Consider the following 21,697-nt stretch of genomic DNA (forward strand, 5'->3'; position numbering starts at 1 on the left):
ATTGCCTCCGGTCAGGGGGAGGGTCAGGAAAAGCCGCCGGAGCCTATACGGCGACGAAGCCGTAGGCCTCGGCCAGCTCCGGGTCCTTGGCGGCGAGCTGCTCGGCGAGGTCGACCATGACCTTGCACTGCTTCCAGGTCGCGTCGTCCTGCATCTTGCCGTCGATCATGTGGACGCCGCGGCCGTCGGGGATCGCCTCGATGACCTTCTTGGCGAACTTGACCTCGTCGGGGTCGGGCGAGAAGACCTTCTTGGCGATGTCGATCTGCACCGGGTGCAGCGACCAGGCGCCGACGCAGCCGAGCAGGAAGGCGGAGCGGAACTGCGCCTCGCAGGCGACCGTGTCCTTGATGTCGCCGAACGGGCCGTAGAAGGGGAGGATCCCGTTGGACGTGCAGGCGTCGACCATGCGCGCGATCGAGTAGTGCCACGGGTCCTGCTGGGCGGTCGCTCGGGGGGCGTCGGGATCCGACAGGTCGGGGTCGCTGATCGACACGTAGCCGGGGTGGCCACCCCCCACGCGGGTGGTCTTCATCCGGCGCGAGGCCGCCAGGTCGGCGGGGCCGAACGACATGCCCTGCATGCGCGGCGAGGCCTGCGCGATCTCCTCGAGGTGCGCGACGCCCTGCGCGGTCTCCAGGATCGCGTGGACGAGGATCGGCTTCGTCAGCCCGGCGCGCGCCTCCAGCTGCGCGAGCAGGCGGTCGACGTAGTGGATGTCCCACGGGCCCTCGACCTTGGGCACCATGATGACGTCGAGCTTGTCGCCGATCTCGGTGACGAGCGTCGTCAGGTCGTCGAGCACCCACGGCGACTCCAGCGAGTTGACGCGCGTCCAGAGCTGCGTCTCGCCCAGCTCGACGGTCTTGCCGACCTTGACCAGGCCCTCGCGCGCGGCCTCCTTGCGATCGACCGGCACCGCGTCCTCGAGGTTGCCGAGCACGATGTCGGCCTTGGCGATCGTGTCCGGGAGCTTGGCCACCATCTTCTCGTTCGAGGCGTCGAAGAAGTGGATCATCCGCGAGGGCGGGAACGGGATCTCGCGAAGCGGCTCGGGAGCGCCGACGGCGAGCGGCTGGAAGAAGTCTCGGGGGCTGCGCATAGGCGAAAGATATTGACTGGCGAGTCAACGAAGCGTCGCCGTCGTGGCAGGGCAGCGGTCGAACGACACGCCTTCTCGTCTAGGGTCCGCGCCGATGAACGCCACCTTCGCCATCCCCACCACCGCGCCGCGGCGGGGCGTCCTCGCGGACGCGCTGCCGGGCTCTCGCGTCCGTGACCTCGCGCTCGTCCTCGGCGGCGTCGGCCTCATGGCCCTGCTCGCCCAGGTCTCGATCAAGGTGCCCGGGTCGCCCGTCCCGATCACCGGCCAGACGCTCGGCGTCGGCCTCGTCGGCGCCACGCTCGGCCTGCGCCGCGGCGCGTCGTCGCTGCTGCTCTACGTCCTGATGGGCCTGCTGCTGCCGATCTACGCCGACGGCGCGTCCGGCTGGGGCGTCGTCTGGAGCGCCAACGGCGGCTACCTCGTCGGCTTCGTGCTCGCCGCCGCCCTCGTCGGGTGGCTCGCCGAGCGGGGCGCCGACCGCAAGGTCGCGACCGCCGCGCTGGCGTTCGCCGTCGGCCAGCTGCTGATCTTCGTCCCGGGCGTCATCGGCCTCAAGATCGCCGCCGGCCAGGACTGGGGCTGGACGATCCACTACGGCTTCACGGTCTTCATCTACGGCGGCCTCGTCAAGGCGGCCATCGGCGCGGCGGTCCTGCCGTCCGCGTGGCGCCTCGTGCGCGGCACCCACCAAGGAGACGACAACTAGATGACCGACACCGGCTTCACCACCGACCAGCGCGAGCGCGAGTCCACCGGCGGCCACCCGTACGGTCGCTACCTCGAGGAGTTCGAGGTCGGCGACGTCTACAAGCACTGGCCCGCGAAGACGGTCACCGAGTCCGATGACCACCTCTTCTGCCTCATCACGATGAACCACCACCCGCTGCACATCAACGACGTGTACGCGTCGCAGTCGCAGCAGGGGCGCAACGTCGTGGTCGGGCCGCTGGTCTACTCGCTGGCCCTCGGGATGAGCGTCTCGGACGTCTCCGGCAAGGCCATCGCGAACCTCGCCACCGAGGAGCTGAGCCACCCGGCTCCGGTCTTCCACGGCGACACGCTGTTCGTGGAGTCCGAGGTGCTGGAGAAGCGCGAGTCGAAGACCAAGCTCGACCGCGGCACGGTCAAGGTCCACACGCGCGTCTTCAACCAGGACGGCGTCCTGGTCGCCGAGTTCAAGCGCCTGGTGCTGATCCCGCGCAAGAACCCGGGCGAGGCGCCCGCCGCCTAGCGGAGGTCATCCTGCTGACCACCCCCGCCATCCGGGGGGAACGTGCCCGACGGGGCGGCGGAATCGTCCGCCGCCCCGTCGTCCTTAAGGGACAAAACGCCCTACAGACCGGTCAAAGGTTCAGCCAGACCGGGATGCCTCCAATAGCCCGAACGGGTAGCTTTCGGGAATGCGCACCGAGGTGGGCCGTCTTTCCCTTTTCTCCGCCCGCCTCCTTGAATCCGACACCGAGGAAGTGACGTGAGCATCACGGTTCCGACGAAGAACGCCAGGCTGACGGCGTGGGTGGAGGAGATCGCCACCCTCACCCAGCCCGACGAGATCCATTGGTGTGACGGCTCGGCGGAGGAGTACGACCGCCTCTGCCAGCAGCTCGTGGATGCTGGGACGTTCAAGCGCCTCAGCGATGCCAAGCGGCCGAACTCCTATCTGGCGTGGTCGGACCCCAGCGACGTGGCTCGCGTCGAGGACCGGACGTTCATCTGCTCCGAGCGGCAGGAGGACGCCGGCCCCACCAACAACTGGCGCGCGCCCTCCGAGATGCGCGAGACGATGGGCGAGCTGTTCGCCGGCTCCATGCGCGGGCGGACGATGTACGTCGTCCCGTTCTCGATGGGCCCGCTGGGCTCCGACAAGTCCCACGTCGGCGTCGAGATCACCGACTCGCCCTACGTCGTCGTCTCGATGCGGATCATGACGCGCATGGGCGCCGGCGCCCTGGAGGTCCTCGGCGAGGACGGCGAGTTCGTCCCGTGCGTGCACTCGATCGGCGCGCCGCTGGCCGAGGGCCAGGAGGACGTGCCGTGGCCCACCAACGCCGAGGTCAAGTACATCGTCCACTACCCCGAGACCCGCGAGATCTGGTCCTACGGCTCGGGCTACGGCGGCAACGCCCTCCTCGGGAAGAAGTGCTTCGCGCTGCGCATCGCGTCGATCATGGCCCGTGACGAGGGCTGGATGGCCGAGCACATGCTCATCCTCAAGCTCACCTCGCCGGAGGGCGACGTCAAGTTCGTCACCGGCGCGTTCCCGTCGGCGTGCGGCAAGACGAACCTCGCGCTGATGGTCCCGACCATCGAGGGCTGGAAGGTCGAGACGATCGGCGACGACATCGCCTGGATGAAGTACGACGACGAGGGCCGCCTGCGCGCGATCAACCCCGAGAACGGCTTCTTCGGCGTCGCCCCGGGCACGGGCTACAGCAACACGCCCAACGCCATGGCCGCCCTCGACAAGGGCGCGCTCTACACCAACACGGCGCTGACCGACGACGGCGACACCTGGTGGGAGGGGATGACCAAGGAGGCGCCCGCGCACCTGATCGACTGGCACGGCAACGACTGGACGCCCGAGGCCGACCACCCGGCCGCGCACCCGAACTCGCGCTTCACGGTCCCCGCCTCGCAGGTGCCGTCGATGGCGGCGGAGTGGGAGGACCCGGCGGGCGTGCCGATCGACGCGTTCCTGTTCGGCGGCCGCCGCGCGTCGGTGGTGCCGCTCGTCCGTGAGGCGTTCGACTGGGAGCACGGCGTGTTCCTCGGCGCGACGATGTCCTCGGAGATGACCGCCGCCGCGTTCGGCACGGTCGGCCAGCTGCGCTTCGACCCGTTCGCGATGCTGCCGTTCTGCGGCTACAACATGGCGTCCTACTTCGAGCACTGGCTGACGATGGGCAAGAAGGCCGGGGCCAAGCCGCCGCGGATCTTCTACGTCAACTGGTTCCGCAAGGGCGCCGACGGCAAGTTCCTGTGGCCGGGCTTCGGCGACAACTCGCGCGTCCTGGAGTGGGTCGTGCGCCGCCTGGAGGGCAAGGTCGAGGCCGACGAGACGCCGGTCGGCCTGGTCCCGCGCAAGGAGGACATCGACGTCGCGGGCCTCGACATCTCCGACGAGGCGCTGTCCGAGGTGCTGTCGGTGGACGTCGACGCGCTGCGCGACGAGCTGCCGCAGGTCAAGGAGCACCTCGCCAAGTTCGGCGACGACCTGCCCGGCGAGATCCGCGCGCACCTCGAGCAGCTCGAGCAGCGCCTCGGCGCCTGACCCGCACCGGACCTCGGTTGGACGGAGGGGCGCCCACGGTGGGCGCCCCTTCTTGCGTTCTGCAGCCGGTCTCCGGGGTACGTTCTGCGGGTGAGCCTTCAGGAGGAGTCGTCGCCGGCCGGGTCGGCCGACGAGGTCGTCGCGCTGGCGCGGGAGCGAGGCTCCGACGCGCTGGCCCGATTCGCGCGGGCCTATCTGCACCGCGCGCCGTCGCCGGACGGCGGGGACGAGGCGCCCGAGGCGCTGCTGGCCGAGGTGGAGGGCGCCTTCGCGCTGGCCGACGCGCGCGACGGCGCGGTCGCGGCCGTCCGCGCGTTCACGCCGCGCCGCGACGAGCACGGCTACGAGACGCAGGGCTCGGTCCTGGAGACCAACACCGACGACCTGCCGTTCCTGGTGGACTCGATCGCCGCCGAGCTGGCGGCCCGCGGCCTGCGGGCGATCCGGATCACGCACCCGATCGTCGGCGTGCGCCGGGACGCCGACAGCGGCCGGATCACGGCGATCGAGCACCCGCGCGACGCGCCGCGCGAGTCCGTCATGCACTTCGAGCTGGACCGGCGGCTGACGCCCGAGGAGCTCGCCGACCTGGAGGACGCCGCGCGCCACGTGCTGGCCACGGTGCGCGCGGTCGTCGACGACCACCAGGCGCTGCGCGACACGCTCGACCGGCTGGCCGAGCTGGTCGCGGCCAACGCCGACCGGCTCGACGTCGAGCTGGAGGAGGCGCAGGCGTTCCTGCGCTGGGTCGGCGAGTCGCACTTCGTCTTCCTGGGCTTCCGCGACGACGCGGTGCCGGGCAGCGGCCTCGGCCTCCTGCGCGAGGAGCGCGAGGCCGGCGAGCTGCGCGTGCCCGCCCACGACCCGCCGGCGGGCAGCGGCGACGAGGCGCCCGCGCTGGAGATCACCAAGACCCACGCGCTGTCGCCCGTGCACCGGCGCGAGCCGATGAACGTGCTGCTGGCGGGCAGCGCGCGGTTGTTGGGGTTGTTCACCACGCGCGCGTACTCGGAGCCCGCGTCCTCGACGCCGCTGCTGCGCGACAAGCTGCGCCGGATCCTCGACGCCGAGGACCTGATCGACGGCAGCCACGACTCCAAGGCCGCGATCGCGCTGTTCGACGGCTACCCGAAGGGCGAGCTGTTCGGCGCGCCGGTGGAGGACCTGCGCGCGCAGCTGGCGACGCTGCTGGCGCTGCGCGCCGACGAGGTCCGGCTGCTGGGCCGGCGCGCGGCCGACGGGCGCGGCGCGTCGCTGGTCGCCACGCTGCCGCGCGACCGCTACAGCGAGACGCTGCGCGAGCGCCTCGCCGGGTTCGTCGCGCGCGCGTACGCGACCGACCACGTCGAGCAGCACGAGGTCTTCGGCGAGGACGACCGCGTCTACCTGCACCTCACGGTCCGCTCCGGCGGCGGGCTGCCGGACGTCGACGTCGGCGAGCTGGAGCGGCGGCTGGCGCTGGAGGCGCGGACGTGGCGCGACCGCGTCGGCGACGTGCTGGTGGCCGAGCACGGCCCCGAGCGCGGGCGAATGCTCGCCGCGCGCTGGCTGAAGCGGCTGCCGGAGTCCTACCGCGCCGCGGCCGCGCCGGAGATCGCCGCCCAGGACGTCGAGCGCTTCGAGGAGCTGGCCACCGGCCGCGCGGACTTCCTGGTGGGGCTGCAGGACGAACGGGGGCCGGACGGCGTCCGGCGGACGCGCGTGGCGTTCTACCGGCGCGGGCCGAAGGTCGAGCTGTCGCAGGCCACGCCGATGCTGGAGCACCTCGGCCTGCGCGTGATCGAGGAGGTCCCGGCGCGGCTGCAGTCCGACGAGGAGCTGTGGGTCCAGGCCTTCGGCGTGCTGGGCGCCGGCGACGACCGGCCGCTGGACCTGGACGCCGTGGCCGCGCGCGTGGCCGACGCGCTGGAGGCGGTGTGGCGCGGCGACGCCGAGTCGGACTCGCTGAACCGCCTGGTCGTCCGCGCCGGCCTGCGCTGGCCGCAGGTGCAGGTCCTGCGCGCCTACCGCCGCTACCGCCAGCGGATCGGCTCGCGCTACACCGAGGGCTTCCAGAACGACGTGATCGCCGCCAACCCGGAGATCACCGGCAAGCTCATCCGGCTCTTCGAGCTGCGCTTCGCGCTCGACGAGCGGCGCGGCGGCGAGGCCGACGAGGAGGCGCTGCGCGCCGAGATCCGCGAGGACCTCGACGCCGTCGAGCTGCTCGACCACGACCGGATCCTGCGCAACCAGCTCGGGTTGATCGACGCGACCGTCCGCACGAACGTCTTCAAGGACGGGCGCGACGCGATGGCCTTCAAGCTGCGGTCCGCCGAGGTCCCGGCGATCCCGCAGCCCGCGCCGCTGTTCGAGATCTACGTCTACGCGCCCGACATGGAGGGCATCCACCTGCGCGGCGGGCGCATCGCGCGCGGCGGCCTGCGCTGGAGCGACCGCATGGACTACCGGACCGAGGTGTTCGGGTTGATGCGGGCGCAGATGACCAAGAACTCCATCATCGTGCCCACGGGCGCCAAGGGCGGGTTCTTCCTGAAGGCACGGCCCGAGGATCCGGCGGCGTTGAAGGACGAGGTCAAGCGCCAGTACATCCGCTACATCGAGGCGCTGCTGGACGTCACCGACGACCTCGCGCCCGAGGACGGCTCGACGGTGCCGCCGACCGGCGTGCGCGTCCACGACGAGCCCGACTCCTACCTCGTCGTCGCGGCCGACAAGGGCACCGCGGCGTTCAGCGACACCGCCAACGAGATCGCGGTCCGGCGCGGCTTCTGGCTCGGCGACGCGTTCGCCTCCGGCGGCTCGGCGGGCTACGACCACAAGGGCCTGGGGATCACGGCCAAGGGCGCGTGGGAGTCGGTCAAGCGCCACTTCCGCGAGCTGGGCGTCGACCCGGAGACCGACGTCGTCCGCGCGGTCGGCGTCGGCGACATGTCGGGCGACGTGTTCGGCAACGGCATGCTGCTGTCGCGGTCGCTGAAGCTCGTCGCGGCCTACGACCACCGCCACGTCTTCCTGGACCCGAACCCCGATCCGGAGCGGTCGTTCGCCGAGCGCGAGCGGCTGTTCGAGATGAGCGGGTCGTCGTGGGACGACTTCGACCGCTCGGTGATCTCCGAGGGCGGCGGCGTCTTCTCGCGTCACGCCAAGCGGATCCCGCTGACGCCGCAGATCCGCCGGGCGCTGGACGTCGAGGACGACGCGTTGGCGCCGACCGACCTGATCCGCGCGATCCTGCGCGCGCCGGTCGACCTGCTGTGGAACGGCGGGATCGGCACGGTCGTCAAGGCGTCGACCGAGAGCGACGCGGACGCGCGCGACCGCTCGTCGGACGCGATCCGCGTCGACGGCCGCGACGTGCGCGCGCGGGTCGTGGGGGAGGGCGGCAACCTCGGCTTCACCCACCGCGCGCGGATCGAGTACGCGTCGGAGGGCGGCCACGACGGCCACGGCGGGCTCATCAACGCCGACTTCATCGACAACTCGGCGGGCGTCGACTGCTCCGACCACGAGGTCAACCTGAAGATCCTGCTCGACCTCGCCGTGCGGCGCGGGGAGCTGGACCGCGAGTCGCGCGACGACCTGCTGGCCGAGGTCACCGACGACGTCGTCGCGCACGTGCTCTACGACTCGTTCCTGCAGGCGCAGATCCTGTCGCAGGAGGTGCGCTCGTCGGCCGCGCGCGTCTTCGCCTACGAGGACCTGATGGCCGCGCTGGAGGACGCGCGGATCCTGCGCCGACGCGACGAGGCGCTGCCGACCAGCGACGACATGGCCGAGCGGCGACGTGCCGGGCGCGGGCTCGTGCGGCCGGAGCTGGCCGTGTTGGTGGCCTACGCCAAGCGGCTGCTGACCGACGCGCTGCTGCACTCCGACCTGCCCGACGAGAGCGCCTTCGAGCACGACCTGCGCGCGTACTTCCCGCGGCCGGTGATCGCGCGCTTCGGGCACCTGCTGGCCGAGCACCCGCTGCGGCGCGAGCTGATCGCGACGCTGGCGGCCAACGACGCCGTCGACGCGCTCGGGCCGACGTTCGTCTCCGGGCTCAGCGGCGAGCTCGGCGCGTCGCCCGCGGAGGTCGTGCGCGCCTACCGGATCGCGCGCGAGATCACCGGCGCGACGCAGCGGTGGCTGGAGATCGAGGGGCAGGTCGCGCACATCGACGCCGACGCGGCCTGGCAGCTGCTGGACGGGGTCGACGACCTCGTCGCCGGGGTGACGCGCTGGTACCTGCTGCACGCGCCGGACGCCGACGTCGAGGAGACCGTCGAGTCGGTCGGCGACGCGTTCGTGCGGCTGTCGGAGGCGATGCCGACGCTGCGCTCCGAGCGCTGGCGCGAGGAGCACGAGGCGCTGGCGGTCGACCTGATCGACGCGGGCGTGCCCGACGAGGTCGCCCGGCGCCACGCGTTCCAGCGCGCGCTGCGCCACGCGCCGGACATCGTCGCGGTGGCGCAGTCGGTGCGGCGCGACGAGGTGGAGGTCGCGGCCGCGTTCTTCGACCTCGGCGAGCGCCTCGGCCTGGAGTGGCTGGAGAACGAGGTGCTGGACCTCCCGGCGGGCACGCGCGTGCAGCGCTGGGCGCAGCAGGCGCTGCTGGACGACGTCCTGGACGCGCGGCGGGTCCTGAGCGAGCAGGCGCTGCGCGAGGCGCCGTCCGACCTGGCGCCGGGCGAGGCGGTCGACGCGTTCCTGGACGCCCGGTCGTCGGCGCTGCGGCGGCTGGAGTCGGTCTCGCGCGCGCTGCGGGTCGAGGGCACCGGCGACCTCGCGGGCCTGACGCTGGCGATCCGGCACCTGCGGGGGCTGGCCGGGTGATCCGGGTCACGTCGTCGAAGATCGTCTACGAGAACCGCTGGATGCGCGTCCGCGAGGACGAGACCGTCCTGCCCGACGGCTCGCCCGGGCTCTACGCGGTGGTCGAGAAGCCGCCGGCCGCGGTCGTCGTCCCGTTCGACGAGGGCGACCGGGCGCTGTGGCTGGTCGAGCAGTACCGCCATCCGGTCGGCCGGCGGTTCTGGGAGCTGCCGATGGGCGCCGCCGACGACGACCACGCCCTCGGCGCCGAGGATGTCGCCCGGGCCGAGCTGGCCGAGGAGACCGGCCTGCGCGCGGGCCGGATGGACAGGCTGGGGCGGTTGTTCTTCGCCTACGGGATCATGAGCCAGCCCTTCGACGTCTGGGCCGCGCGCGATCTCGTGCCCGGTCCGCAGGCGCTGGAGGAGACCGAGCAGGGGCTGGTCGTCGGGCGCTTCGACGTCGAGGAGGCGCGCGCGATGGTGCGCGACGGGCGGATCCAGGACGCGCCGACGGTGGCGGCGCTCGCGCTGGCGCTGGGAGCGTTCGCGGCGTAGGGCCGATTTCGGGATCCGGGTCGGTCTATGACGAATAGTTCGTCATAGACCGACCCGGATCCGGGCGTTCGCCTAGGCCGCGTCCGCTAGCGGCCCGGCCGGCGCCGCGCAGACCACGCGGTCCCGGCCGCCGCCCTTGGCGGCGTACAGCGCCGCGTCCGCGCGCGCCACCAGCGACTCGCCGGTCTCCTCGCCGCTCCAGGCCGCCCAGCCGAACGACGCGGAGACCGCCAGCTGGAGTACGCCGTGCACGTTGATCGGCCGCCCGGCGATCGCGCAGCGCAAGCGCTCGCAGACGACGCCCGCGTCGGCCGAGTCGGGCAGCAGCAGCAGGAACTCCTCGCCGCCCCAGCGCGCGGCCAGGTCCTCCTCGCGCAGCCCGGCGAGCAGCCGGACGGCGATCTCGCGCAGGACGGCGTCCCCGGCGGCGTGGCCGTGGCCGTCGTTGACGGCCTTGAAGCGGTCGACGTCGATCAGGACCGCGCAGAGCATGCGGTCGTGGCGGCGGGCGGAGGCGATCGTCGCGCGCAGCACGTCGTCAGCGTGGCGGCGGTTGGCCAGGCCGGTGAGGACGTCGGTGCGCGCGAGCTTCTCCAGCTCGGCGTTGCGGCGCGCCAGCTCGTCGTGCAGCGAGCGCAGGCGCAGCGCCGTGCGGATGCGCGCGACCAGCTCGACCGGGTCGACCGGCTTGCGCACGTAGTCGTGGGCGCCGCGCTCCAGGCCCTCGGCCAGGTCGCGCGCGTCGGTGTGGCCGGTGACGAAGACCACCGGGATGTCGGCGGTGCGCGGATCGGCGCGCAGCGTGTCGAGCACGGCGAGGCCGTCCAGGCCCTCCATCTCGCGCGCCATCAGGACCACGCTGGGGTTGGCGGCGCGCGCCAGCTCCAGCGTCGTCGGGCCGTCGCCCGCCTCCAGGACGTCCCAGTCGTTCTGGCGCAGGACGTCGCCGATCATCTTCCGCAGCAAGGCGGAGTCCTCGGCGACCAAGATGCGCTGAGCCTGCTCCATTCGCCCCGGTCAATCGGCACGAATCCCCTGGAACTGGAGGGGTGAGATCCCTCGATCAGGGGATGTCCTACTGAGCGGCGCTCAGTGGCGCTCTTCAGCGGCCGCCGGCGGGCGGGATTCCTCGGCCAGCGAGGTGATCGTCAGGCGGCCGCGCGCGGCCTCCTCCAGCACGTCGGTGGCCTCCTCGACGTTGCGCGCGTAGAGCTCGACGAGCAGGTGGACGACGATCCGGTTGCCGTCCTCGTGCTTGTGGAAGCGGACGTGCGTGAAGAACTCGCGCGTGCCGTGGTCGCCGAAGGCGGCGTAGGACAGCGCGTCGCCGGCCTCGGGGCCGCTGCAGGTCTCGACGTCGTCGGCGTCGACGGTCACCGTGCAGGACGCGACCCACGGCGTCCCGGCGATCATCCGCTCCCAGCGGTCCTCGACCGCCTCGACGCGGTTGTTGTTGAACGTCAGGTGCGGCTGGTCGTGCATGCACTCCAGGCACTGCACGACGGCCTCCTGGATCTCGTCGACGACCTCGGCGCGCTCGCCGGTCTGCGGGTCGATCCGGTGGATGCCCTCGTAGTGGACCTGGACCTCCAGGTCCTGCGACCAGCAGCGGTAGCACCGCAGCCAGGGATGAGCGCCCATCAGTTCTCCCATAAGGCACCCCAGGATAGAAGTTCCCCGCGCGTGTAGGGTCCGCACGCATGGGCGGCACAGCTCCCGTCGGGGTGGTCCTGGCCGGTGGCCGGGGACGGCGCCTGGGCGGGGACAAGGCGATCGTCGAGCTGGAGGGCCGCGCGCTCGTCCACTACCCGATCGAGGCGCTGCACTCGGTCTGCGACGACGTCGCCGTGGTCGCCAAGCGCGACACGCTGCTGCCGTCGCTGAGCGGGATCGCCGACCTCTGGATCGAGCCCGACGAGCCGCGCCATCCGCTGGTCGGCGTCGCGCACGCGCTGGGGCTGGCGGTCGGGCGGCCGATCCTGGTCGTGGCGGTCGACCTGCCGCTGGTGGACGCCGCCGTGCTGCGGACGATCATGGCCGCGGATCCCGGCCCGTCCGGCGCCACCGTGGTGGCGCCGCTCGCCTACGGGCGCCTGCAGCCGCTGTGCGCGCTCTACACGCCGGGCGCGCTGGCCGCCGGGCTGAACCGCTTCGACCCGTCCGCGCGGACGATCGAGGTGGTGGAGTCCCTGGGCGTGCGCGTCGTCGAGGGCCTCGAGGAGACCGCGTTCTTCAACGTCAACGCGCCCGAGGACGTGCTGCGGGCGTCGGTGCTGATCAAGGGCGCGAGCCCGCGATGAGCTCGCGCTGGCGCTGCGCCACGTAGTGGCTCAACCGGCGCTCGGCCCGGCCCTGCAGGTCGGAGAAGAGGATGCCGCGCGCGCCGTCGGTGGTGCCGCGCACGACGCGGCCGTCGCCGGCGATCGTGATCGCGCCGAGGTCGAGCGCGAAGCGGACCGTGTCCTCCAGCGCCAGCGACTCGGCGGGCGCGACGAGCATGCCGCCGACGCTGACGTCGAGCGTCCGCGTCGTCAGGCGGTAGTCGGGGGCGATCACCGCGGTGCTCAGCTCGGCCGGGACGCGGACGAAGCGGCGGCGCTGGACCTTCATCGGGTCGCCGAGCGGGTGCATGCGCAGGACGCCGGCGTCCGGCGCGTGGACGAGCACGCCGCGGCGCCGCGCGGCGCCCAGGCGCGTCTTCCACGCCATCGTCGCGTCGCACCATCGCAGCTGGGCGGGAAGCTGAAGGGGCGGCCCGACCGGGCCGAGGTCGACGTAGTCCTGGCCGACCGCGGCGACGCGCGCCGTGATCCGCCAGCCGCCGTCGAGCGTGATGTCGACGGGCGTGTCGCGCTCCAGAAGCACCTCCACATCAGGGTGATCGGACGCGGTCGACGCCGGTTCAGCCGCGTCGTCCGCGCGCGGACGACCGGTGCAAGCGCCCGTGCAGTCCGTCTGGGCCGCGCGGGACCGTGGACGCCATGTTGATCGCCGAAGTCATCTGCTCCGACGAGGACTGCGCCGAGCTGACCGAGCGCATCGTCGGCCACGAGGTCGAGCTGGACGCGGCCGCCTGCGACTGCGGCTGCACGTTCGTCGTGCTGTCGGTCAGCGCCTGGACGCCCGCCGACGCGCGGGTGCTCGTCCCGGCCTAGCCGCCGATCGCGGACATGGTGCGCTCCGGTTGGATGAAGCCGGGCTCGTTGACGCGGTGCTTCAGCTCCTTGCGCCAGACCGCGTCGCGGATGACCTGCTCGAGGTCGTCGTCGGTGGCGCCGGCGCGCAGGGGTGTGCGCAGGTCGGTCTCGTTCAGGGAGAACAGGCAGGTGCGCAGGCGGCCGTCGGCGGTGAGGCGGATGCGGTCGCAGTCGCCGCAGAACGGCTCGGAGACCGGGTTGATGAAGCCGATGGCGCCGCGGCCGTCGGCGAACGGGTGGACCCGGGCGGTGGCGTGGGGCGCGCGCTCGGCCGGCGCCAGCGGGTGGACCGCGTGGATCGCGGCGCGGATCTCCTCGCCGGTCAGGACCTGGGTCATGTCCCAGCTGCGGTCGCCGTCCAAGGGCATGTACTCGATGAACCGCACCTCGTAGGGGTGCGCGCGGGCGAACTCCGCGAACGGGATCAGCTCGGTCTCGGTGAAGCCGCGGATCGCCACCGCGTTGACCTTGATCGGATGAGCCTCGGGGAACGAGGCGAGGTGCTCCAGGCCGCGCAGGACGCGGGGGAGGGCGTCGCGGCGGGTCTGGGCGAAGAAGCGGTCGCGCTGCAGGGAGTCGACGCTGACGTTGAAGCGGGCGATCCCGGCGTCGACGAGCGCCCGGGCGTCGCGTTCGAGCAGATAGCCGTTGGTGGTGACGGCGACCTCGTCGAGGCCGTCGATCGCGGTGAGCATCGCGGCCAGGGCCGGGAAGTCCCGGCGCACCAGCGGCTCGCCGCCGGTCAGCCGCACCGTCGCGATGCCGAGGTCCGCGAACAGCGCGGTGAGGCGCGTGATCTCCTCGAAGGTCAGGACCCCGTCGCGCTCCAGCCACGGCAGGCCCTCGGCGGGCATGCAGTACTGGCACCGGAAGTTGCAGCGGTCCGTGACGGAGATCCGCAGGTCCGTGATCCGGCGGCCATGCCCGTCGTGGAGCGGGTCGCGCGCCATCGCGGGCAGGTTACCCTCCCGCGGTGCCCCGTCGAACGTCGTTGTTGTCGCTGCTCCTGGTCCCGCTCGCCCTCGCCGGCTGCGGCGCGGACACCGAGAACGGCGGCGGCGCCGACGCGACCACCGCGGTCCGCGCGACCGTCGCGAAGTTCGGCGTCGCGACGCGCGACCACGACTGGCAGACGATCTGCGACGAGCTGCTGTCCCAGACGCTCGTCGACAAGATCGAGGACGTCGGCCTGCCCTGCGAGACCGCGGTCGAGAAGGGCCTCGGCGACGTCAAGAACCCCACCTTGGAGATCACCGACGTCTCGATCGCCGGCTCGCGAGCGCTCGTGTCGGTGCACACCACGGCCAACGGCCAGGAGCCGTCCGACGACGCGCTGCAGGTCGTCAAGCAGGACGGCCAATGGCGCATCGCCTCGCTCGCGGCGCCGTCGGGCGGGCAGGCGTCGTCGGTGGTTCCGCCGACGGCGGCGGTGCCGCCGCCGAGCACGACGGTGCCGCCCGCGAGGACGGGGACGACGGTGCCGCCGGCGTCGAAGACGACGCGGACCACCAAGCACCGCTGAGGGTCCGCTGGCGCTCGTGGCGCTGGCGCGCTGGAGGGCGGGTGGTGGCGCGGCGCGCGGTGGCCGAGTCACCGAGGGGAACGAGCCCGGGCGGCGTGGCGGCCGCTTGTGGCACCTGGGCGGCGTCTCCGGGCTCAGGGCGGGCGGTTCGGGGCCGAACCAGCGCCGTGCCGCCGACCTGCGGGCTCGCCGCTCCTGGGTGACCGATGGCGCCTTTGTGTTCCTGGGCGACACGAAGGCGCCATCGGTTGGCGCCGGGGCGGGCGGATCTCCGGGCGCGGAAACGGTTCGGCCCCGAATCGCCCCGCCCGAGCCCGGAGACGCCGCCCTCGCCAACCCCAGGCGGTGGCCACGCCAACCCGGCCTCGTTCCCCTCGGTGACTCGGCCACCAGCGCCCCGCGCCACCACCCAACCCTGAGCGCGCCAGCGCCACAAGCGCCCGCGCCGCCGCCGCGCCGCCGCCGCCGCCGCGCCGCCGCCGCCGCGCCGCCGTCCCCCTACAGCGTCCCCACGTCGATCACGAACCGGTACCGCACGTCGCTCCGCACGACCCGCGGGTACGCCTCGTTCACCGCGTCCCCGCCGATGACCTCGATCGCCGGCGCCACGCCGTGCTCGGCGCAGAAGTCGAGCATCTCCTGGTGCATCGGTAGCCCGCCGACGTTGGACCCGGACAGCACGCGATCACGGCCGATCAACGATCCCGCGTGGAACGTGTCCGGCTCGGTCGGCAGGCCGACGGAGACCATGGCGCCGCGCGGCTTCAACAGCCCCAAGTACGCGTCGAGCGGCAGGTTCGCCGAGACCGTGTTGAGGATCAGGTCGAACCGGCCCCGCAGCGACTTGAACGTCGAGGGATCCGACGTGGCGTGGTACGCCGATGCGCCGAAGCGCCGCCCGTCGGCCTCCTTGGACAGCGTCTGCGACAGGACCGTCACCTCGGCGCCCATCGCCGCCGCGAGCTGCACGCCGACGTGGCCGAGACCGCCCATGCCGACGATCGCCACGGCCTTGCCCGGTCCCGCGCCCCAGCGCTTGAGCGGGTTGTACATGGTGATGCCCGCGCAGAGCAGCGGCGCGGCGGCGTCCAGCTCCAGCCCGTCCGGGATGCGCAGCACGAAGCGCTCGTCGACCACGATGTGCGTGGAGTAGCCGCCGAGCGTGCGCTCGCCGTCGTAGTCGAGGCCGTTGTAGGTCGCCACGACGCCCTTGGCGCAGAAGTGCTCGTCGCCCGCCTGGCAGGAGTCGCACGCGCCGCAGGAGTCGACGAAGCAGCCGACGCCGACGCGGTCGCCCTCGGCGTGGCGCGTCACGTCCGAGCCGACCGCCGTCACCACGCCCGCGATCTCGTGCCCGGGCACCATCGGGAACAGCTTGCGGCCCCAGTCGCCCTCGACCTGGTGGATGTCGCTGTGGCAGATGCCGCAGAACTTGACGTCGATCGCGACGTCGGTCGGACCGAGGTCCCGGCGCTCGATGGTGGTCGGCTCCAACGGCGCCTGGGCGCTCGGCGCCTGCAGGGCGCGGGCGGTGGTGGTCATGCGCAGAGTTCTACAAGCTCAACTCAGCGTGCGGCCGAGCGCCTTGGCGTCCTCGACCAGCGTCGCGCGCAGCGAGCCGTTGTAGAGCGCGGCCGCCGGGTGGTAGAGCGGGAACAGCCGTCGCCCGTCGACCTCCAGCGGCGTTCCGTGCGCCTCGGCGATCTTCGCGTCCGGCGCGAAGCGCGCCAGCGCGTGCCGGCCCAGGGGCACCAGCCATTGCGGCTTGATGATGTCCAACTGCGCTTCCAGCCACGGCCAGTGGTGGGCGACCTCGGGCTGCTTGGGATCGCGGTTCTTCGGCGGACGCGCCTTGACCACGTTGGTGATGAACACGTCGTCGCGCGCGATCCCCGCCTCGGCCAGCAGCGAGTCCAGGACCTTGCCCGCCGCGCCGACGAACGGGACGCCGGCCGCGTCCTCCTTGGCGCCGGGCGCCTCGCCGACGATGACGATCGACGCGCTCGCCGGGCCGACGCCGGGCACGAGCTGCGTGCACGTCTCGCACACCTCGAAGCCGCACCGGGCGCCCTTGTGCGCGCGGATCTCGTCGGCCAGCGCCTCCAGCCGCTCCTCGGCCGCCGCGCTCACGACGCGTGGACCTCCTGGCCGAGCAGCTCGCGCATCCGCGCGGCCGCCACCGGCGCGTCGTCGCCACGGTTGTTGTTGAACATCACGCGCACCGTATCGGCCTCCTCGGCGAGACCCTCGGCGCGCCGGCCGATCTCCTCCAGCTCGGCGTCGTCGTAGCGGTAGGCGAAGCGCTCGGCGACGCCGCGGCCCTTGACCCAGCCGCGCGCGTTGCGGCCGTGGGCGCGCAGGTAGGCGAGGTCGTCGCGCGTGACCGCGTCCAGCGCGGGCAGCATCGTCGGCGGCGCGCCGTGGGGCGCGTCGACGGCGACGAACGCGGCCGCGTGGTCGGCGAACCACTCCAGCGTCTCCTCGCGCCGGTCGTCGTCCAGCCACCCGCGGTGGCGCAGCTCGATCGCGACCGGGTGCGGCGCCAGCTCGGCCATCAGGGTGTCCAACTCGTCGAGGTCGTGCGCGCCCGGCTTGAACGCCGGCGTGAGCTGGAGCAGGAAGGACGACAACTTGCCCGCGTCGACCAGGGGCTTGACCGCCTTCTTGTAGCGCTTGGCCAGCTCGCGGTCCAGGTCGGCCGACGGCCGGACCCGCCCGCGCGGCGTCGTGTCGACGCGGTCGCGCAGGTCCTTGGGGAGGTGGTCGACGGTCGCGCTGTGGCGCGAGAGCGACTGATGCAACTTGACGTCGAAGGTGAAGTCCTCGGGCGTCGCGCGCGCCCAGCGCCGGACGGTCGCGGGCGACGGCACGGCGTAGAACGTGCTGTTGACCTCGACGGCCTCGAAGCGCTCGGCGTACCAGGGCAGCCGCTCGCGCTCCGGGAGGCCCGGCGGATACCACTCCTCGACGAACCCGGGGTCCGCCCAGCTCGACGTGCCGACGACGATCGGACTCACATCGATGGCGCTACCCGTTCGGGCCGTCGGCGATCGCGGCCCGCACCTCGGCCAGCCGCGGGGTGGACCCGAAGCCGCGCAGGCACCAGGTCGCGCCCGCCGCCTCCCAGGGCGCCGGGTCATACGGCTGGTCCTCGGTGACGACCAGGTCGTACGGCCCGCTCAGGCCCTCCTCCGCGCGCTGGGCGGCGATCTCGTCGCGCAGCGTCGCCAGCGCCTCGGGGTCCGGCAGCTGGATCGGGAACAGGCCGTCCAGGCGCGCGGCGCGGCGGACCGGGCGGCGGTTGGGCCAGCGGGCGGCGGCCCAGATCGGGATCCGGGGCTCCTGGACCGGCCGCGGCACGAACGTGCCCGACCAGTAGTCCATCACCTTGTCCAGGCCGTCGTCGAGGAGCCGGGCCAGCTCGCGCGGCGCGGTCTCCTCGCCGAACGGGCCCAGCTCGCCGTGCATGTCCGAGCCCAGCCCGACGCCGAGGATCGTCCGGCCGCCCGCCAGCAGGTCCAGCGTGACGGTCTCGCGCGCGAGCTTGTGCGGCCGCCGCCGGGCGATCGGCGTCACCAACGGCCCGGTGACGATCCGCTCGGTGGCCATCGCGATCGCGGCCATGCAGACCCACGGGTCGAGCACGGCGCTCGCCGGCGCGCTGTAGACGATGTGGTCCCAGAGGAAGAAGCCGTCGAACCCCGCGGCCTCCGCGTCGGCGGCCAACCCCGCCAGCATTCGCGGATCCGCCAGCTCGTCGAACGGGGCGACGAAGAGCGCGCGGCGGGCAGGCGTCGACATGGGGCCGACCCTATCGCCGTCCCGGCCTACGGCCGCTTGATCAGCACCCAGACCAGCGTCGCCGCGAAGGCGATCTGGCCGAAGGTCAGCGCGGTGCCGAAGTTGATGGCGCCGAGCGCCGCGGCCAGCGCGGTCGCGAGGATGAACACGCCGAGGAGCGTGATGAGGTCGCGGGTCACAGGTGGGACTCCAGGGTGGCGACGAGCGTGGGCTCGTCGGCGGCGGGATCGGCGTCGGCCAGCAGCTTGGTGGCGGTGCGGCGGCCGCCGACGGCGCGCAGGCCGCGCTCGCCGTGCTCGACGACGAAGTCGGCCAGGGCGCCCGCGCGGCGGGCGTCGCGACGGCGGGTCTCGACGTCCAGCGTGGCGCGGTGCTCGTCCAGCGCGCCGACCAGGTCGTCGATGCCGCTGACCGGCGACACGCTCGACACCGCGACGACCTTCGTGTCGCGCGAGCCGGCGCTGCGCAGCGCGGCGTTGATGTCCCGCCGGGCGCGCATCGCGATGTCGCCGAGGTCGGCCTTGGTCACGACCAGGACGTCGGGGATCTCCATGATCCCCGCCTTGAGGAACTGCAGGACGTCGCCGGATCCGGGTTGCACGATGACGGCCACGGTATCGGCCACCTCGCCGACCTCGGTCTCCGACTGCCCGACGCCGACCGTCTCGATCACGACGACGTCGAACGCCGCGGCCAGCGCCTGGGCCGCCGCGCGCGTCGCCGGGGCCAGGCCGCCGAGCCGGTCGCCGGCGGCCGTGGAGCGGATGAACAGCGCGCGGTCGTCGGGGTCGAAGCTGATCCGCGCGCGGTCGCCCAGCAGCGAGCCGCCCGAGCGCTTGGACGACGGGTCGACCGCCAGCACCGCGACGCTCCGGCCGTCCGCGCGCCACGCGCGGCACAGCTCGCTCAACAGCGATGACTTGCCCGCGCCCGGCGGGCCGGTGACGCCGACGACATGCCCCGGCGCCTCGCGGCCGAGCGCCGCGGGGGAGACGGCCTTCAACAGCTCCGCCACCGCCGCGCGGTCGCGCGCGGCGCGCGACTCCACCAGGTTGAGCACCGCGGGCGCGGCGCTCAGGTCCTGGTCGCGCAGGCGCGCGCCTAGTTGTTCACCGTTCGAGATGACGTCCTCCGTGGCCGCGGGAGCGAGCCCCCGGGCGAGCTGCCGCCCGGATGGCCGAGCCTCTAGGCGAGGCTATCCGCTGCCTCGGCCGGCGTGGCCGCGTGCTTCTCGGCCACCAAGGCCACGATGTCGCGCATGATCTGCCCGAGGTCGAAGTCCTTGGGCGTGTAGACCGCGGCGACGCCCGCGTCCTTCAGCGGCTGGACGTCGGCCGCCGGGATGATCCCGCCGACGACGACCGGCGCGTCGACGCCGCGGCCGCGCAGCGCCTGGACGACGTCGGGGATCAGCTCCTTGTGCGAGCCGCTCAGGATCGACAGCCCGATCACGTGGACGCCCTCCTGCTCGGCGCTCGCCGCGATCTGCGACGGCGTCAGGCGGATGCCCTCGTAGACCACGTCGAACCCGATGTCGCGGGCGCGGACGGCGATCTGCTCGGCGCCGTTGGAGTGGCCGTCCAGGCCGGGCTTGCCGACCAGGATCTTCGGGCGGCGCCCGATCGCGTCGGCGACGCGCTCGACCTCCTCGCGCAGCGCGGCGAGGTCCTCCTCGTCGCGGGAGCCCGCGGCCGCCTCGCCGACGCCGGTCGGGGCGCGGAACTCGCCGAAGGACTCGCGCAGCGCCGCGGCCCACTCGCCGGTCGTCACGCCGGCCTTCGCGGCGGCGATCGTCGCGGGCATGATGTTCTCGTCGGAGCCCGCGACGCGGCGCAGCTCGGCCAGCGCCGCCTCGACCGCGTCGTCGTCGCGCCCGGCGCGCCACGCCTTGACCGCCTCGCGCTGCTGGGCCTCGACCTCGGGGTCGACGGTCATGATCCCGCCCTCCTCGTCGATCAGCGGCGAGGGGTTGGTCTCCGTGAACTTGTTGAGGCCGACGACGATCTGCTCGCCGCTCTCGATGCGGCGGATGCGCTCGCGGTGGGAGTCGACCAGCGAGGACTTCATGTAGTCCACCGCCTTGACCGCGCCGCCGTGCTCGTCGACGACCGCCATCTCGGCGCGCGCGCCCTCCAGCAGCTCCTCCACGAGGCCGTCCATGACCTTCGAGCCCTCGAAGATGTCGGGGTACTCGAGCAGGTCGGTCTCGAAGGCCATCACCTGCTGGATGCGCAGCGACCACTGCTGGTCCCACGGGCGCGGCAGGCCGAGCGCCTCGTTCCACGCGGGCAGCTGGACGGCGCGGGCGCGCGCGTTGCGGCCCATCGTGACGGCCAAGGCCTCCAACACGATCCGCTGGACGTTGTTCTCCGGCTGCGACTCGGTGAGCCCGAGCGAGTTGACCTGGACGCCGTAGCGGAAGCGCAGCTGCTTCTCGTCGGTGACGCCGTAGCGCGTGCGGCCCAGCTCCTCCCAGAGGACCGACATCGCGCGCAGCTTGGCGTGCTCCTCGATGAAGCGGACGCCCGCGTTGACGAAGAACGAGATGCGCTGGAAGACCTTGCCCATCCGGTCCTCGGGCACCCGCTCGCGGACCGCGTCGAGCACCGCGATCGCGTTGGACATCGCGTAGGCGATCTCCTGGACCGGCGTCGCGCCCGCCTCCTGCAGGTGGTAGGAGCAGATGTTGATGGGGTTCCACTTCGGGACCTCGGTGACCGTGTAGGCCACCATGTCGGCGATCAGCCGCATCGAGGGACCGGGCGGGAACGCGTAGGTCCCGCGCGCCAGGAACTCCTTGATGATGTCGTTCTGCGTCGTGCCCTGGAGCTGGGCCTGGTCGACGCCGTTCTCCTCCGCCGTGCCGATGTACAGCGCCAGCAGCCAGGCCGCCGTCGCGTTGATCGTCATCGACGTGTTCATCTCGCCGAGCGGGATCCCGTCCAGCAGCTGGTGCATGTCGCCCTTGTGGGCGACCGGCACGCCGACCTTGCCGACCTCGCCCTTGGCCAGCTCGTGGTCGGGGTCGTAGCCGGTCTGCGTCGGCAGGTCGAACGCGATCGACAGGCCCGTCTGGCCCTTCGCCAGGTTCGAGCGGTACAGCTCGTTGGACGCCTTCGCGGTCGAGTGACCCGCGTAGGTCCGCATCATCCAGGGTCGATCGCGCTCCGGCAGACGGTGATCCATGAGCGGAATCGTACTTGCGGATGCACCCATGTGGGCTACTGGCCGACCGAGATGCCGTGCCGTTTCCGCCAGGCGATGTAGCTGGTCACGAACCGCTTGAGCGTCTTCAGCGGCAATTGCACGCGGTCGAAGACCTGACCGGCCTCCACGCCGGGCGAGGCGTGTGGTTGACGCCGTCCTCGCGGTCGGTATCGGTGACGGTATGTCCCCAGTGGGGGCTTGCGGTGCCGTGACGCCAGGCCTTGAGCTGCGCGGAGAGTC

The 21,697-nt window shown here is 72.7% G+C and carries 20 protein-coding genes; 8 read left to right on the top strand and 12 right to left on the bottom strand.

Annotation, left to right across the window (positions count from 1 at the left end; all coding sequences use genetic code 11):
• Nucleotides 1-43 precede the first annotated feature (43 nt).
• Complete coding sequence (locus VFG42_RS03160; protein WP_324905168.1) at nucleotides 44-1,102, bottom strand: CoA ester lyase; 1,059 nt, start codon at nucleotides 1,100-1,102, stop codon at nucleotides 44-46.
• A gap of 94 nt (nucleotides 1,103-1,196) precedes the next feature.
• Here VFG42_RS03160 and VFG42_RS03165 point away from each other — a divergent pair, with 94 nt between their 5' ends.
• The 5 genes from VFG42_RS03165 to VFG42_RS03185 all read left to right on the top strand — a co-directional run bounded on the left by VFG42_RS03165 (nucleotide 1,197) and on the right by VFG42_RS03185 (nucleotide 9,730).
• The gene (locus VFG42_RS03165) at nucleotides 1,197-1,811 is read left to right on the top strand and encodes a biotin transporter BioY (RefSeq protein WP_324905170.1); all 615 of its coding nucleotides are present in this window, start codon (nucleotides 1,197-1,199) and stop codon (nucleotides 1,809-1,811) included.
• Entirely contained in the window at nucleotides 1,812-2,336 is a 525-nt protein-coding gene (locus VFG42_RS03170) for a MaoC family dehydratase (protein ID WP_324905172.1), read from the top strand.
• Nucleotides 2,337-2,576: 240 nt separating this feature from the next.
• Nucleotides 2,577-4,376 carry a phosphoenolpyruvate carboxykinase (GTP) gene (locus VFG42_RS03175; protein ID WP_324905174.1) on the top strand — a complete coding sequence of 600 codons (1,800 nt, stop codon included), beginning with the start codon at nucleotides 2,577-2,579 and terminating at the stop codon, nucleotides 4,374-4,376.
• Between the two features lie 90 nt (nucleotides 4,377-4,466).
• Complete coding sequence (locus VFG42_RS03180) at nucleotides 4,467-9,194, top strand: NAD-glutamate dehydrogenase (RefSeq protein WP_324905176.1); 4,728 nt, start codon at nucleotides 4,467-4,469, stop codon at nucleotides 9,192-9,194.
• A complete protein-coding gene (locus VFG42_RS03185) occupies nucleotides 9,191-9,730 on the top strand; it encodes an NUDIX hydrolase (protein ID WP_324905178.1) in 540 nt (179 codons plus the stop codon). Before VFG42_RS03180 ends, VFG42_RS03185 begins: the two co-directional genes overlap by 4 nt.
• A gap of 72 nt (nucleotides 9,731-9,802) precedes the next feature.
• On the opposite strand, the gene VFG42_RS03190 is transcribed toward VFG42_RS03185, so the two are convergent.
• Both VFG42_RS03190 and VFG42_RS03195 read right to left on the bottom strand, forming a co-directional pair.
• Nucleotides 9,803-10,738 (bottom strand): diguanylate cyclase, encoded by a 936-nt coding sequence (locus VFG42_RS03190; RefSeq protein ID WP_324905180.1) that lies wholly within the window; start codon nucleotides 10,736-10,738, stop codon nucleotides 9,803-9,805.
• An 81-nt stretch (nucleotides 10,739-10,819) separates the two neighbouring features.
• Entirely contained in the window at nucleotides 10,820-11,371 is a 552-nt protein-coding gene (locus tag VFG42_RS03195) for a hypothetical protein (protein ID WP_324905182.1), read from the bottom strand.
• A 59-nt stretch (nucleotides 11,372-11,430) separates the two neighbouring features.
• On the opposite strand from VFG42_RS03195, the gene VFG42_RS03200 reads away from it, so the two are divergent.
• The gene (locus VFG42_RS03200; RefSeq protein ID WP_324905184.1) at nucleotides 11,431-12,030 is read left to right on the top strand and encodes an NTP transferase domain-containing protein; all 600 of its coding nucleotides are present in this window, start codon (nucleotides 11,431-11,433) and stop codon (nucleotides 12,028-12,030) included.
• Here the strand turns inward: VFG42_RS03200 and VFG42_RS03205 are convergent.
• Nucleotides 12,008-12,595: a PilZ domain-containing protein gene (locus tag VFG42_RS03205; protein ID WP_324905186.1), complete on the bottom strand. Its 588-nt coding sequence runs from the start codon at nucleotides 12,593-12,595 to the stop codon at nucleotides 12,008-12,010. The genes VFG42_RS03200 and VFG42_RS03205 overlap by 23 nt on opposite strands.
• Nucleotides 12,596-12,711: 116 nt before the next feature.
• On the opposite strand from VFG42_RS03205, the gene VFG42_RS03210 reads away from it, so the two are divergent.
• Nucleotides 12,712-12,885 carry a hypothetical protein gene (locus VFG42_RS03210; protein ID WP_324905188.1) on the top strand — a complete coding sequence of 58 codons (174 nt, stop codon included), beginning with the start codon at nucleotides 12,712-12,714 and terminating at the stop codon, nucleotides 12,883-12,885.
• Here the strand turns inward: VFG42_RS03210 and moaA are convergent.
• Nucleotides 12,882-13,877 carry a GTP 3',8-cyclase MoaA gene (moaA, locus tag VFG42_RS03215; RefSeq protein ID WP_324905190.1) on the bottom strand — a complete coding sequence of 332 codons (996 nt, stop codon included), beginning with the start codon at nucleotides 13,875-13,877 and terminating at the stop codon, nucleotides 12,882-12,884. The two genes, VFG42_RS03210 and moaA, sit on opposite strands and share 4 nt — an antisense overlap.
• A gap of 23 nt (nucleotides 13,878-13,900) precedes the next feature.
• Here moaA and VFG42_RS03220 point away from each other — a divergent pair, with 23 nt between their 5' ends.
• The gene (locus VFG42_RS03220; RefSeq protein WP_324905192.1) at nucleotides 13,901-14,449 is read left to right on the top strand and encodes a hypothetical protein; all 549 of its coding nucleotides are present in this window, start codon (nucleotides 13,901-13,903) and stop codon (nucleotides 14,447-14,449) included.
• A 498-nt stretch (nucleotides 14,450-14,947) separates the two neighbouring features.
• Here the strand turns inward: VFG42_RS03220 and VFG42_RS03225 are convergent, their stop codons facing one another.
• From VFG42_RS03225 to VFG42_RS03255, 7 genes are all read right to left on the bottom strand, one after another.
• The gene (locus VFG42_RS03225; RefSeq protein ID WP_324905194.1) at nucleotides 14,948-15,991 is read right to left on the bottom strand and encodes an NAD(P)-dependent alcohol dehydrogenase; all 1,044 of its coding nucleotides are present in this window, start codon (nucleotides 15,989-15,991) and stop codon (nucleotides 14,948-14,950) included.
• A gap of 18 nt (nucleotides 15,992-16,009) precedes the next feature.
• Nucleotides 16,010-16,579 carry a uracil-DNA glycosylase gene (locus tag VFG42_RS03230; RefSeq protein WP_324905196.1) on the bottom strand — a complete coding sequence of 190 codons (570 nt, stop codon included), beginning with the start codon at nucleotides 16,577-16,579 and terminating at the stop codon, nucleotides 16,010-16,012.
• Nucleotides 16,576-17,466: a DUF72 domain-containing protein gene (locus VFG42_RS03235; protein WP_324905197.1), complete on the bottom strand. Its 891-nt coding sequence runs from the start codon at nucleotides 17,464-17,466 to the stop codon at nucleotides 16,576-16,578. The genes VFG42_RS03230 and VFG42_RS03235 overlap by 4 nt, the downstream gene beginning before the upstream one ends.
• 10 nt (nucleotides 17,467-17,476) lie before the next feature.
• Nucleotides 17,477-18,250 carry an LLM class flavin-dependent oxidoreductase gene (locus tag VFG42_RS03240; protein WP_324905198.1) on the bottom strand — a complete coding sequence of 258 codons (774 nt, stop codon included), beginning with the start codon at nucleotides 18,248-18,250 and terminating at the stop codon, nucleotides 17,477-17,479.
• A 26-nt stretch (nucleotides 18,251-18,276) separates the two neighbouring features.
• Nucleotides 18,277-18,429 (bottom strand): hypothetical protein, encoded by a 153-nt coding sequence (locus VFG42_RS03245; RefSeq protein WP_324905199.1) that lies wholly within the window; start codon nucleotides 18,427-18,429, stop codon nucleotides 18,277-18,279.
• Nucleotides 18,426-19,310, bottom strand: a complete 885-nt coding sequence (locus tag VFG42_RS03250) for a GTP-binding protein (protein ID WP_324905200.1) — start codon at nucleotides 19,308-19,310, stop codon at nucleotides 18,426-18,428. The genes VFG42_RS03245 and VFG42_RS03250 overlap by 4 nt, the downstream gene beginning before the upstream one ends.
• A gap of 125 nt (nucleotides 19,311-19,435) precedes the next feature.
• The gene (locus tag VFG42_RS03255; protein ID WP_324905201.1) at nucleotides 19,436-21,436 is read right to left on the bottom strand and encodes a protein meaA; all 2,001 of its coding nucleotides are present in this window, start codon (nucleotides 21,434-21,436) and stop codon (nucleotides 19,436-19,438) included.
• Nucleotides 21,437-21,697 lie beyond the last annotated feature (261 nt).

The sequence above is a fragment of the Baekduia sp. genome (assembly GCF_035685985.1).
Lineage (GTDB): Bacteria > Actinomycetota > Thermoleophilia > Solirubrobacterales > Solirubrobacteraceae > Baekduia.

What these genes read in the sequence shown, in the direction of transcription:
- VFG42_RS03240 (WP_324905198.1), bottom strand. Translation starts at nt 18,250, where the DNA reads ATGTCGACGCCTGCCCGCCGCGCGCTCTTCGTCGCCCCGTTCGACGAG.
- VFG42_RS03200 (WP_324905184.1), top strand. Translation starts at nt 11,431, where the DNA reads ATGGGCGGCACAGCTCCCGTCGGGGTGGTCCTGGCCGGTGGCCGGGGA.
- moaA (WP_324905190.1), bottom strand. Translation starts at nt 13,877, where the DNA reads ATGGCGCGCGACCCGCTCCACGACGGGCATGGCCGCCGGATCACGGAC.
- VFG42_RS03255 (WP_324905201.1), bottom strand. Translation starts at nt 21,436, where the DNA reads ATGGATCACCGTCTGCCGGAGCGCGATCGACCCTGGATGATGCGGACC.
- VFG42_RS03210 (WP_324905188.1), top strand. Translation starts at nt 12,712, where the DNA reads ATGTTGATCGCCGAAGTCATCTGCTCCGACGAGGACTGCGCCGAGCTG.
- VFG42_RS03190 (WP_324905180.1), bottom strand. Translation starts at nt 10,738, where the DNA reads ATGGAGCAGGCTCAGCGCATCTTGGTCGCCGAGGACTCCGCCTTGCTG.
- VFG42_RS03170 (WP_324905172.1), top strand. Translation starts at nt 1,812, where the DNA reads ATGACCGACACCGGCTTCACCACCGACCAGCGCGAGCGCGAGTCCACC.
- VFG42_RS03225 (WP_324905194.1), bottom strand. Translation starts at nt 15,991, where the DNA reads ATGACCACCACCGCCCGCGCCCTGCAGGCGCCGAGCGCCCAGGCGCCG.
- VFG42_RS03160 (WP_324905168.1), bottom strand. Translation starts at nt 1,102, where the DNA reads ATGCGCAGCCCCCGAGACTTCTTCCAGCCGCTCGCCGTCGGCGCTCCC.
- VFG42_RS03195 (WP_324905182.1), bottom strand. Translation starts at nt 11,371, where the DNA reads ATGGGCGCTCATCCCTGGCTGCGGTGCTACCGCTGCTGGTCGCAGGAC.
- VFG42_RS03165 (WP_324905170.1), top strand. Translation starts at nt 1,197, where the DNA reads ATGAACGCCACCTTCGCCATCCCCACCACCGCGCCGCGGCGGGGCGTC.